The sequence below is a fragment of the Marinovum algicola genome, assembly GCF_900109145.1.
Classification (GTDB): Bacteria; Pseudomonadota; Alphaproteobacteria; order Rhodobacterales; family Rhodobacteraceae; genus Marinovum; species Marinovum algicola.
Genome location: NZ_FNYY01000001.1, coordinates 330,289 through 342,392, shown reverse-complemented (window position 1 = coordinate 342,392; position 12,104 = coordinate 330,289). Strand labels below are relative to the sequence as shown.

Below are 12,104 nucleotides of genomic sequence, written 5' to 3'. Positions count from 1 at the left end.
CCGTGAAGGCCGGAAAACGGAAAACCTCTTGACTCGATGTGGAACGTTCCACTAATGATATGGAACGTTCCAACGAACAGGAGGACAGAGCGTGATTTGGGCACTTTCCGGCGCCAGTACGATCGCCAGCCAATACATGATCGGCGCGCTGCGCGCGCAGGAGGGTGGCACGGTCCGCTGGGTGGTCAGCGGTTCCGAGGATCACGCCAGACGTTATGCGCAGAGCCACGACATTCCGCACAGCGGCACCGATCTGGCCGCCGCGCTGGAGGATCCGGCGGTCGAGGCGGTCTACATCTCTTCGACCAATGAAAAGCACCATGCCCAGGCGATGGCGGCGATCGCGGCCGGCAAGCATGTGCTCTGCGAAAAGCCGCTGGCCCTGAGTGTCGCTGAGGCCGCGGAAATGATCGCCGCCGCGCGCGCCGCGGGTGTCACTCTCGGCGTCAATCACCACCTGCGCCACGCCGGCAGCCACCGTGCCATTCGCGAGGCCATCGCCTCGGGCCGGCTGGGCCGTATCCTGTCGCTGCGGGTCTTTCATGCCGTGCACCTGCCCGAGCATCTGCGCGGCTGGCGGCTCGACAATCCGGCGGCCGGCGGCGGGGTGATCCCCGACATCACCGTGCACAACGCCGATACCGTGCGCTTCCTGTTGCAGGAAGACCCGGCGTCGGTAATCGCCGAGTCCGCCGTCTCGGGCATGGGCCAGGGCGTCGAAGACAGCGCCATGTCGGTCTGGAGCATGCCCTCGGGCGCAATGGTGTTCAGCCACGAGAGTTTTACCCACCCGCATACCACCTCGGGGCTCGAGGTGCATGGCACCGAAGGCTCGCTGATCGCGCGGGATGTCATGGCGCAGGATCCGAAAGGCGCGCTGGAGCTGATCACCGCCGCGGGCCGCAGCGCCCTGCCCTTCGACACGACCAGCCTTTACGAGACCGCCGTGCGCCGGTTCGAAGCGGCCGCGCGTGACGGTCGTGAGGCCAGCGCCTCGGGCACCGACGGGCTGAAATCGCTGATGATTGCGCTGGCGGTGCGCGATGCCGCGCAGAGCGGCACCCGCCAAAGCCTCGATTACGGAGTAGCCTCATGACCAAGATCGTCACCCCCGAAACGGCGGCGGCACGCATTCCCGACGGCGCTGTCGTCACCGTCTCGTCCTCATCGGCGCTGGGCTGCCCCGACCGCATGCTCGAAGCCATCGGCACGCGGTTCGACAGCGAGGGCCATCCGCGCGACCTGACCACCATCCACCCGATTGCCGCCGGCGACATGTACGGCATCAAGGGCGTCGACCACATTGCCAAGGACGGGCTTCTGGCGCGGATTCTCGGCGGCTCTTACCCCTCGGGCCCCTCGTCCAAGCCGATGCCCGAGATCTGGAAGATGGTCGTCGAAGACCGCGTGGCGGCCTACAACGTGCCCTCCGGCATCCTCTTTGACATGACCCGCGAGGCGGCGGCGAAGCGGCCCGGCGTGCTGACTAAGGTGGGGCTGGATACCTTTGTCGATCCCCGCCGCGAAGGCTGCGCGATGAACGACCGGGGCGCCGCGGCGCCGATTGTGAAGCGCGTCGAGTTCGACGGCGATACCTGGCTGCATTTCCCCAATATCGTGCCCGATGTCGCCATCCTGCGCGCCACCACGGCGGATGAACACGGCAACCTGACCTATGAGCACGAAGGCGCCTATCTGGGCGGGCTGGAACAGGCGATCTGCGTGCGCAATCACGGCGGGCTGGTGATTGCCCAGGTCAGCCGCGTCACCAAGCGCGGCTCGCTGCGGCCACATGACGTACGGGTGCCGGGGCATCTGGTCGATCTGGTGGTGATCGACGAAGATCAGAAGCAGACCTGTGAGACGCCGTATGACCCGGCGATCTCGGGCCAGGTGATGCGCCCTTGGGAGAGTTTTGCCCTGGCCGAACATGGTGTCGAAAAGGTCATCGCCCGGCGCGCGGCAATGGAGCTGCGCCCCGGCATGTCGGCCAACCTCGGCTTCGGCATCAGCGCCATGGTGCCGCGCATCCTGCTCGAGGAGGGCCAGCCCGAAGCGGTGACCTGGGCCATCGAACAGGGCGCTGTGGGCGGCATGCCGCTGACCGGTTTCGCCTTTGGCTGCGCCTCCAACGCCGATGCTTTCGTGCCCTCGCCTCAACAGTTCATCTATTTCCAGGGCGGCGGTTTCGACGTGTCCTTTCTGTCCTTCCTCGAGGTCGATGTCGAGGGCAACGTCAACGTTTCGAAACTTGGCAAGAAACCCTATCTGACGGCCGGCTGCGGCGGCTTCGTCGACATCACGGCGGGGGCGAAGAAGATCGTCTTCTCCGGCTGGTTCGAGGCCGGCGCCAAGGTCGAACTGACCGATCAGGGCATTCGGATCGCCGCCCCGGGCAAGTTCACCAAGATGGTGGAAGCGGTTGAACATGTGACCTTTTCCGGCAAACGCGCGCGGGAGCTAGAGCAGGAAATCCTCTATGTCACCGAACGCTGCGTGATCCGCCTGACCGATCAGGGCCTCGTGGCCACCGAGATCATGCCCGGCATCGACCCCGCGCGCGATATCGTCGCGGCCTCCGGCGGGCGGGTCCGGGTGGCGGAGGATGCCGTTACCCTGCCGCTGTCACTGCTGGCGGATGCGCCGATGGGATGGGGCCAATGAGCGGCGTCCGGTTCGAACAACGGGGCCGCATCACCGAACTCAGGCTCGACAACCCGGCCAAGATGAACGCGCTGACTGTCGAAATGCTGGGCGCGCTCTCGGCGCATCTCGAGCGGATCGAGCGCGATCCAGCGATCGCTGCCGTGATGCTCACAGCCGAAGGCGACCGCGCCTTCTGCACCGGGGCCGACATCAACGGCTGGGGCGATCTGACACCGGCCGAATTCGCCCGCCATTGGGTGCGCGACGGCCACCGCATCTTTGACCGGCTGGCGCGGCTGTCGAAACCGACCCTTGCCGTGCTCAACGGCCATGCCTTCGGCGGCGGGCTGGAGCTGGCGGCGGCCTGCGACCTGCGGGTGATGGCCCCCAAGGCGGCTCTGGCCCTGCCCGAGGCCGGCGTCGGTATCGTGCCGGGCTGGTCCGGCACCCAGCGGCTCCTGCGGCTTTTGCCCGAACCGATGGTCAAGGAGATGGCGCTCTTTGGGCACCGCATTAAGGCCGACCGGGCGCTGGCCTGTGGCTTTGTTGCCGCCGTCGACGAGGACCCCCGCGCCGCGGCGCTGGCGCTGCTGGAGCGCGCCGTCACCCTCTCGCCGCGCGCGGTCGAGGTTGCCAAGACGATGATCCATGCCGCCCAAGGTGAGGATCGGGCCGCCATGGTCGAGGCGCTGGGCAGCGCCGCCATCGCTGCCACCGACGATCGCGCCGAGGGCGTCGCCGCCTTCCGCGACAAACGCACACCAGATTTCTCGGGAAAGTAAGTCATGCTCGACCTCACCATCCAGACCGACCAGACCGTGGCAATGCCCGAGGCGCCCTATGTGGCGCGGCATTTTATCGACGGGCAATATCACGACAGCGCCGATGGCCGCACCTCCGACCGCGTCTCGCCCTCGCATGGCATTGTGGTCAGCCGCGCCGCGCTTGGCACCGCCAGCGAGACCGGAGCCGCCATCGCCGCCGCCCGCCGCGCCTTTGACGACGGGTGCTGGAGCGACCTTTCGGGCAAGGAGCGCGCCATCGTACTCAACCGCGTCGCCGATCTGATCGAGGCGAACGAAGAGCGGCTGGCGGTGATCGAAACGCTGGAAAGCGGCAAGCCGATCAGCCAGGCCCGCGGCGAATGCGGCGGCGCGGCCGATCTCTGGCGCTATGCCGCCAGCCTCGCGCGGGCCAGCCACGGCGACAGCCACAACACCCTGGGCGCCGACATCCTTGGCGTGGTTCTGAAGGAACCGATCGGCGTGGTCTCGATCATCACGCCTTGGAACTTCCCGTTCTGGATCCTCAGCCAAAAGTTGCCCTTTGCCCTGGCCGCCGGCTGTACCTGCGTGGTCAAACCCTCGGAAATGACGCCCTCGACCACCGCCATGCTGGGCGAGCTGCTCAACGAGGCCGGCCTGCCGGCCGGGGTCTGCAACATCGTGCTGGGCCACGGCGATCCGGTGGGCAGCCTGATGACCACCCACAAGGATGTCGACATGGTGAGCTTTACCGGCTCCACCGCAGTGGGCAAGCTGATCACCAAGTCCGCCGGCGACAGCCTCAAGAAAGTGGCGCTGGAGCTGGGCGGCAAGAACCCGCAGGTGATCTTTCCCGATGCCGATCTCGAAAGCGCCGCCGATGCGGTGACCTTCGGCGTCTATTTCAACGTCGGCCAATGCTGCAATTCCTCCTCGCGGATCATCGTGCACGAGGACATTGCCGATGCCTTTGTCGAGCGGGTGGTGGCGCTGTCGCGGCAGGTGGTGTTCGGCAACCCGATGCACCCCGACACCCAGGTCGGCGCCATCGTCACCGCCGATCACCAGCAAAAGATCGACGGCTATGTGCGGGCCGCCAGAGACCAGGGCGCCGAGGTCATGCTCGGCGGCGGGATGATGGAAGTGCCGGGCCTGGGCCAGCAATTTTATCAACCGACGGTGGTGCGCGGGGTCACGCCAGAGATGGAGATCGCGCGGGCCGAAGTCTTTGGCCCGGTGCTCTCGGTGCTCACCTTTCGCGATTTCGACGAGGCTGTTGCCCTGGTGAATGACTCGGCCTACGGTCTGTCTGCGGGCGTCTGGAGCGAGGATGTCCACACCTGCTTGAGCTTCTGCCGCAAGGCGCAGGCCGGCACGGTCTGGACAAATACCTGGATGGACGGCTTTCCCGAACTCGCCTTTGGCGGGATGAAGGAATCCGGGCAGGGTCGCGAAATCGGACGTTACGGGTTCGAGGAGTTCCTCGAGGTGAAATCGCTGGTCATGCGCATCGGGCGCAGCCGGGCGCCTTGGGTAAAGACAGGCTGACATTTTTCGGAAACGTGGCTGCGGCCAAGACCGAAGCTGATGGAGACCCTGATGTGGTGCGATAGCGAACAGACAACAGCGATGGCCCGTCCGCCCTGCCCGCCCCTGGCGGGCTCAGGCCGAGACCGTGGCATCGGACGCCTGCCAGCTCGCCGGGCCCGGCGGAAAGAGGTGCTGAAGCCCGCCCGCCGGCTCGCCATCCATGTTGCGCAGAAGCATCTCGGCCATGGTCTGGCCGGTGGCGCGCAGGTCTTCGAAGACGGTCTCGATCCGCGGCCGGATGTTGTCGAAGATCGGCGAGGCGCGTTTGGCGACCACGTCGGCCGCAATGCCCGGCACCACACCGGCATCCGCCAGCACCCCCATGGTGGCCAGGGCGATCGCCTCACCGACACAGACATAGCCATCGGGCGGATCGGGCCGGGCCAGCCGCGCACGCAGCGCTTCGGCGATCTCGGCGCCGGGGCTGTCGATATTGACCGAAGAGACAACCTCATGATCGATGCCGGCGGCGCGGGCCGCAGAGACAAAGCCGTAGCGGATGTGCTGGGCAAAGGTGAAATCCTCGGCCGGCGGGATCAGCAGAATGCGCTTGCGGCCGCGCTGGATCAGCCGGTCGACGGCCACCCGGGCAAAGGCTTCGTTGTCGTAGTCCACCCAGGCGTGCGGCTGGGCAAATTCGGTCCGGCCATGACAGACGAAGGGAAAGCCCTCTTCCATCAACAGCCGCACCCGTGGATCGAAGCTTTCGGTGCGGGTGAACAGCAGGCCATCAGCCAGCCGGTTGCGCAGGATGGTACGTACCGGGCTCAGCCGGTCGGGCCCGAGGCTGTCTGGCACCACCGTGACCGAATAGCCTGTGCCACGCAGACCCTGGGTTATGCCGGTCAGAAACTCGTGGGTAAAGCCCAGGAACTCGTGATCGGTGTTGAGCAGCAGCGTCACCACCTGGGTGCGCCCGGTGCGCAGACGCCGCGCCGCACGGTCGGGGACGTAGCCCACCTTTCGCGCCGCATCGGCGATCTTTTTCCGCGTGCTCTTGGCGATCTTGGGGTCGTCGGCCAGCGCCCGCGACACCGTGGCCACCGCATATCCCGTCAGCTCGGCGACCGTGCGCAGCGTTGGCCTGGGTTGGTCGAATCGGGGGTCGGGGCTCATGGGATCCACTTCACGAACTGCCACAGCGGGCGACGAAATCGGTTTCAGAGTAAGCGGCAAACTTAAAACGATTCAACTGAAATCTTTCTGGAAAAAATTCTGACAGACACATGTTCTTGAGATTTTAATATAATAACAGCGGCTTAACTCGCCTACCACGGCATCACGGAGGTTCAATGAAAAGTTAAAGCTTGACGGAAAAGCGATTTGTAACGTTTTAATATGGCTGCCCGGGAGGGGCGCAACAACAGGGAGAACGATCATGACAATGATGAAGACACTGAAAATGACGGCCATGGCGGTCGGCCTCGGGGCCGCTCCGGCGATGGCGGCCGACGTCGAGGTACTGCACTGGTGGACGTCCGGCGGCGAGGCCGCGGCGCTCAACGTACTCAAGGAGGATCTGGCCGGTCAGGGCATCGGCTGGCAGGACATGCCGGTCGCCGGTGGCGGCGGCACCCAGGCGATGACCGTGCTGCGGGCGCGGGTGACTTCTGGCAATGCGCCGACCGCCGTGCAGATGCTGGGCTTTGACATCACCGACTGGGCCAAGGAGGGCGCACTGGCCAACCTCAACCCGATCGCCGAAGAGGGCAACTGGGACGAAGTGATCCCGGCGGCGCTGCAAAAGTTCGCCACCCATGACGGCCAATGGGTCTCGGCCCCGGTCAACGTGCACTCGACCAACTGGGTCTGGGCCAACAAGGCGATCATGGACGAGCTCGGCCTCGAAGAGCCGCAGTCCTGGGACGATTTCGTCGCCGCCCTGGAAGCGGCCGAAGCCGCCGGCTATACCGCGCTTGCGCATGGCGGCCAGGCCTGGCAGGAAGCCACCTTCTTTGACGCGGTGGTGCTGTCGGTCGGCGGGCCCGAGTTCTACCAGGCCTCGATGATCGATCTCGATCCCGAAGCGCTGGGCTCGGACCAGATGAAAGAGGTCTTCGACCGCATGGGCACCCTGCGCGGCTTCGTCGATGACAACTTCTCGGGCCGCGACTGGAACCTGGCCACCGCCATGGTGATCAACAAGGAAGCCGCATTCCAGCTGATGGGTGACTGGGCCAAGGGCGAATTCCTCAACGCCGGCAAGGTGCCGGGCGAGGATTTCCTCTGCTTCCGCTTCCCCGGCAGCCAGGATCAGGTGACCTTCAACTCGGACCAGTTCGCCATGTTCAGCCAGGGCGACGGGGTGTCGGATGAACAGGCGGCACTGGCCAAGGCGATCATGTCGCCGGAATTCCAGATCGCCTTCAACAAGGTCAAGGGCTCGGTTCCGGCTCGCACCGACCTTGACGCCAGCGCGCTGGATGCCTGCGGCCAACGCGCCTACGAAGACTTCAAGGCGGCCGCGGCAAGCGGCAACCTCTATGGCTCCATGGGCCACGGCCACGCCAACCCGGCCGCGGTCAAGAACGCGATGTATGACGTGATCACCGCACATTTCAACGGCGAGTACGACAGCGAAACCGCCGTCGACGAGCTGGTCACTGCGGTCGAAATCTCGCAGTAACCGGCACCTTTCGGGAAAGCGCCGCGTGCGCTTTCCCACCCTGCCACCCGGAGACTCCCATGACACAGGTTGCCAAACCCCGCCGAGGCGGTTCTGACTGGCTGCGCGAAGCCCTGCCGAAAATCGTTCTCAGCCCGAGCCTCGCGATGGTGCTGATCTTCGTCTACGGCTTCATCATCTTCACCTTCTACCTTTCCTTCACCGACAGCCGTATCCTGCCCTCCTACGATCTGGTGGGCTGGGAAAATTATTCCAAACTGTTCCGCATCCGCGCCTGGGACACTGCCGTTACCAACCTTCTGATCTTCGGTTCGCTTTATATCGTGATCTGCTGCGCGCTGGGCCTGACGCTGGCGATCCTGCTGGATCAGAAAATCCGGGCCGAGGGCTTCATCCGCACGATCTACCTCTACCCGATGGCGCTCAGCTTCATCGTCACCGGCACCGCCTGGAAATGGTTCCTCGATCCCGGCATCGGCTTGCAGGCCGTGGTACGCTCCTGGGGCTGGGAAAGCTTTACCTTCGACTGGATCAAGGACGGCGACATGGCGATCTATACCATCGTCATCGCCGCGGTCTGGCAGACCTCCGGCTTTGTCATGGCGATGTTCCTCGCCGGCCTGCGCGGCATCGACAACGAGGTGCTGAAAGCGGCCCAGATCGACGGCGCGTCGAACATGGCGCTCTATCGCCGGATCGTCATCCCGCAGCTGCGCCCGGCCTTCATGTCGGCCTTCGTGGTGCTGGCGCATATGGCGATCAAATCCTACGACCTGGTTATCGCGCTGACCGGCGGCGGGCCTGGCACGGCCACCGAACTGCCGGCGACCTTCATGTATTCCTACACCTTCACCCGCAACCAGATGGGCATCGGCGCGGCCTCGGCCACGATCATGCTGATGGCGATCGCCGCGATCATGGTGCCTTACATCTATTCCGAACTCAGGGAGAAGAAGTGATGTCCAGCAATGCAACCGCAACCGTGGTGCGCACCGGGGCCGGCACGCGCTTCGTGATCTACACCCTGCTCACCCTGTTCTGTCTCTATTACCTGCTGCCGCTTTACGTGATGGTGGTCAACTCGCTGAAACCGCTAAGTGAAATCCAGGCCGGCGGGATGATGTCCCTGCCCGACCAATGGACCGTCGCGCCGTGGAAAAGCGCCTGGTCGACGGCGCAGATCGGCGTCGAGGCCACGGGTCTCAAGCCGTTCTTCTGGAACTCCATCGTCATGGTGGTGCCGGCGGTCGCGATCTCGACCGTGCTGGGCGCGCTCAATGGCTATGTGCTGACCAAATGGCGGTTTCGCGGCGACACCGTGCTCTTTGGCCTGCTGCTCTTCGGCTGCTTCATCCCCTTCCAGATGGTGCTGATTCCGATGGCGCGGATGCTGGGGCTGGCGGGTCTGGCTGGCACCGTGCCGGGGCTGGTGTTCGTACACCTGGTCTATGGCATCGGCTTTTCGACGCTCTATTTCCGCAACTACTATCAGCAGTTCCCCACCGAACTGGTGCGCGCGGCGATGATCGACGGCGCCGGGTTCTTCACCATCTTCCGCCGCATCATGCTGCCCTCGTCAGGCCCGATCGCCGTGGTCTGCGTGATCTGGCAGTTCACCAACATCTGGAACGACTTCCTGTTCGGCGCCTCCTTCTCGGATTTCGACAGCCAGCCGATGACCGTGGCCCTCAACAACCTGGTGCAAAGCTCGACCGGGGTGAAGGAATACAACGTCCATTTCGCGGGCGCCATCATGGCCGCCCTGCCCACCCTCCTCGTCTACATCGTCGCCGGCCGCTACTTCGTCCGCGGGCTGATGGCCGGATCTGTGAAAGGATAATCCGATGGGATTTCTCGATATCAACAATGCCACCAAATCCTATGGCACGGTCAAGGTGCTGCACGAGACCAATATTTCGGTCGAGGAAGGCGAATTCCTCGTGCTCGTCGGCCCCTCGGGCTGCGGCAAGTCCACCCTGCTCAACATGATCGCCGGGCTGGAAGAGGTCACCTCGGGCGACATCGCCATCAAGGGCCGGTCGATGAACGGCGTCCGGCCGGCCGAGCGCAACATCGCCATGGTGTTCCAGAGCTATGCGCTCTACCCCAACATGAACGTCGGCCAGAACATCGTCTTTGGTCTCGAGATGCACGGCACGCCCAAGCCCGAGCGCGAGAAGGCGATGAACGAAGTGGCGGATCTGTTGCAGATCAAGCACCTGCTCGATCGCAAACCCGGCCAGCTCTCCGGCGGCCAGCGTCAGCGGGTCGCCATGGGCCGGGCGCTGGTGCGTGACCCCGATGTCTTCCTGTTCGACGAACCGCTGTCAAACCTCGATGCCAAGCTGCGCGTCGACATGCGCACCGAGATCAAGAAACTGCACCAGAAGCTCAAGACCACCATCGTCTATGTGACGCATGACCAGATCGAGGCGCTGACGCTCTCGACCCGGATCGCGGTGATGTTCGGCGGCCATGTGCAGCAGCTGGGCACGCCCAAGGAGATCTATGACAATCCGGCCAACATGTTCGTGGCGGGCTTCATGGGCTCACCCTCGATGAACCTCTTCCCCGCCCGCATCGCGGTGGAAAACGGACGCGCGGTGGCCATGGCCGGGCTGGCCGACGGCACCGAGGCCACCCTGCCCTTTCCCGAAGGCAAGGGGTTCGAGGCGCACGACGGCCGCGAGATCGTGCTGGGCCTGCGCCCCGAAGCGATCACCGACCGCGACGGCGCCGACCGCAACAGCCGTTCCGTGCAGATCGTCGAGGCGCATGTGGAAGTGACCGAACCGGCGGGCTCGGACACCTTTGTCGTCACCCAGCTCGGGGGCAAGGAGGTCACCGGACGGTTCCGCGCCGATGTGGATGTCCATGCCGGGCAAAGCTTCCCCTTTGCCATCAACATGGACAAGGCGGTGGCCTTCGATCCCGAAACCGAGCTGCGGATTTCCTGAATGCGCGCGGCGGCGGATATCGTGATCGTCGGCTCCGGGATCGGCGGAGCAACGCTCGCCGCCAGCCTGGCGCCGAGCGGCCGCCGCATCGTCATCCTCGAACGCGGCCACCATCTGCGCCCTTCGGAACATGATCGCGATCCCGAGGCGATCTTTGCGCGCGGCCATTACCGCCCGGACGAACAATGGCTCGACGGGGCCGGCCGCGCCTTCAACCCCGGCAACTACTACAATGTCGGCGGCAACTCGAAATTCTACGGCGGCGCGCTGATCCGCTATCGCGCCGAGGATTTCCGCCCCCTGCGCCACATCGGCGGCACCACGCCGGGCTGGCCGATCTCCTATGCCGATCTCGAACCATTCTATTGCGAGGCCGAGCTGCTCTACAGCGTGCGCGGCAAGACCGGCGACGACCCGACCGAACCGCCGCATGCCCGCGACTATCCCTTTGGCCCGGTGCCGCATGAACCGGTCATCGCCGATCTGCGCGACCGGCTGGCCGCGCTCGGCCTGCATCCGTCATCGGTGCCGCTGGCTGTCGATCTGGAGCGCTGGCTGTCGCGGGCCCGGACGCCCTGGGATGCCTTTCCCGACACCAATGGCGGCAAACGTGACGCCGAAAGCGCCGCGCTGACCCAGGCGCTGGCGCAGGACAACGTGACACTGCGCACCGGGGCGCGGGTCAGGCGGCTGCTGCGCGGCGCGGGCAACCGGCTGCGCGGCGTCGAACTGGAGAGCGGCGAGGTGATCGAGGCCGGTCTCGTCGCCCTGGCCGCCGGCGCGGTGCAGAGCGCCGCGCTGCTGCTGGCCTCGGCGGACGAGAGCTGCCCCACCGGGCTCGCCAATCGCTCCGATCAGGTCGGGCGCAATTTCATGAACCACAATTGCTCGGCGGTTCTGGCCTTGCACCCGCTGCGCAAGAACCCTTCGGTCTATCAGAAGACCCTGATGCTGAACGATTTCTACCTCAGCGGCGGGCCCGGCGGCGAACCGCTGGGCAATATCCAGCTGCTGGGCAAGATCTCGGGTCCGATCCTGCGCGCCAGCTCCGGCCTGCCGGGGCCGCTGGCCGACTGGATCGCCGCCCGCTCGATCGACCTTTATGCCATGTCCGAGGACTTGCCCAACCCCGCCAGCCGGGTGACGCTCAAAAACGGGCAGATCGTGCTCGACTGGCAGCGCTCGAACATGCAGGCCCATGCCGCGCTGGTCAGCCGGCTCAAGCGGCTGCTGCGCAAGGCAGGCTATCCGGTGGTTGTGGCGAAACCCTTTGATCGGCGCACGCCGTCGCATCAATGCGGCACCGCGCGGATGGGCGATGACCCGGGTGCCAGCGTCACCGACAGCTTTGGCCGCAGCCACGACCACCCCAACCTCTTCATCACCGACGCCGCGCTCCTGCCGACCTCGGCCGCGGTGAACCCGGCGCTGACCGTGGCGGCGCTGGCGTTGCGGGCCGGGACGCATCTGCGCCAGCACGATCTCGCGGGCTGACCACCGCCCCAAACTCAGGAAGACCCC

The 12,104-nt window shown here is 65.3% G+C and carries 10 protein-coding genes; 9 read left to right on the top strand and 1 reads right to left on the bottom strand.

Annotated elements, in window-relative coordinates; all coding sequences use genetic code 11:
* Nucleotides 1-91 precede the first annotated feature (91 nt).
* From BMW90_RS01680 to BMW90_RS01665, 4 genes are read left to right on the top strand one after another with little or no spacing between them, the layout of a single operon-like run.
* Nucleotides 92-1,096 carry a Gfo/Idh/MocA family protein gene (locus tag BMW90_RS01680; RefSeq protein ID WP_074834522.1) on the top strand — a complete coding sequence of 335 codons (1,005 nt, stop codon included), beginning with the start codon at nucleotides 92-94 and terminating at the stop codon, nucleotides 1,094-1,096.
* The gene (locus tag BMW90_RS01675; RefSeq protein ID WP_074834521.1) at nucleotides 1,093-2,664 is read left to right on the top strand and encodes an acyl CoA:acetate/3-ketoacid CoA transferase; all 1,572 of its coding nucleotides are present in this window, start codon (nucleotides 1,093-1,095) and stop codon (nucleotides 2,662-2,664) included. Before BMW90_RS01680 ends, BMW90_RS01675 begins: the two co-directional genes overlap by 4 nt.
* Entirely contained in the window at nucleotides 2,661-3,428 is a 768-nt protein-coding gene (locus tag BMW90_RS01670) for an enoyl-CoA hydratase/isomerase family protein (protein WP_074834519.1), read from the top strand. The genes BMW90_RS01675 and BMW90_RS01670 overlap by 4 nt, the downstream gene beginning before the upstream one ends.
* A 3-nt stretch (nucleotides 3,429-3,431) precedes the next feature.
* Entirely contained in the window at nucleotides 3,432-4,958 is a 1,527-nt protein-coding gene (locus BMW90_RS01665) for an aldehyde dehydrogenase family protein (RefSeq protein ID WP_074834518.1), read from the top strand.
* Nucleotides 4,959-5,072: 114 nt separating this feature from the next.
* Here BMW90_RS01665 and BMW90_RS01660 read toward each other — a convergent pair whose 3' ends face one another.
* Nucleotides 5,073-6,116, bottom strand: coding sequence for a LacI family transcriptional regulator (locus BMW90_RS01660; protein ID WP_074834516.1), 1,044 nt, complete (start codon nucleotides 6,114-6,116; stop codon nucleotides 5,073-5,075).
* Between the two features lie 262 nt (nucleotides 6,117-6,378).
* On the opposite strand from BMW90_RS01660, the gene BMW90_RS01655 reads away from it, so the two are divergent.
* The 5 genes from BMW90_RS01655 to BMW90_RS01635 are packed head-to-tail and all read left to right on the top strand — an operon-like array spanning nucleotide 6,379 to nucleotide 12,077.
* Nucleotides 6,379-7,626 carry an ABC transporter substrate-binding protein gene (locus tag BMW90_RS01655; protein ID WP_211568828.1) on the top strand — a complete coding sequence of 416 codons (1,248 nt, stop codon included), beginning with the start codon at nucleotides 6,379-6,381 and terminating at the stop codon, nucleotides 7,624-7,626.
* A gap of 59 nt (nucleotides 7,627-7,685) precedes the next feature.
* Nucleotides 7,686-8,585, top strand: coding sequence for a carbohydrate ABC transporter permease (locus BMW90_RS01650; RefSeq protein ID WP_048530128.1), 900 nt, complete (start codon nucleotides 7,686-7,688; stop codon nucleotides 8,583-8,585).
* Complete coding sequence (locus BMW90_RS01645; protein WP_048530126.1) at nucleotides 8,585-9,466, top strand: carbohydrate ABC transporter permease; 882 nt, start codon at nucleotides 8,585-8,587, stop codon at nucleotides 9,464-9,466. Before BMW90_RS01650 ends, BMW90_RS01645 begins: the two co-directional genes overlap by 1 nt.
* Before the next feature lie 4 nt (nucleotides 9,467-9,470).
* Nucleotides 9,471-10,583 carry an ABC transporter ATP-binding protein gene (locus tag BMW90_RS01640; protein WP_074834515.1) on the top strand — a complete coding sequence of 371 codons (1,113 nt, stop codon included), beginning with the start codon at nucleotides 9,471-9,473 and terminating at the stop codon, nucleotides 10,581-10,583.
* Nucleotides 10,584-12,077 carry a GMC oxidoreductase gene (locus tag BMW90_RS01635; protein WP_074834513.1) on the top strand — a complete coding sequence of 498 codons (1,494 nt, stop codon included), beginning with the start codon at nucleotides 10,584-10,586 and terminating at the stop codon, nucleotides 12,075-12,077. It abuts the gene before it with no gap.
* Nucleotides 12,078-12,104 lie beyond the last annotated feature (27 nt).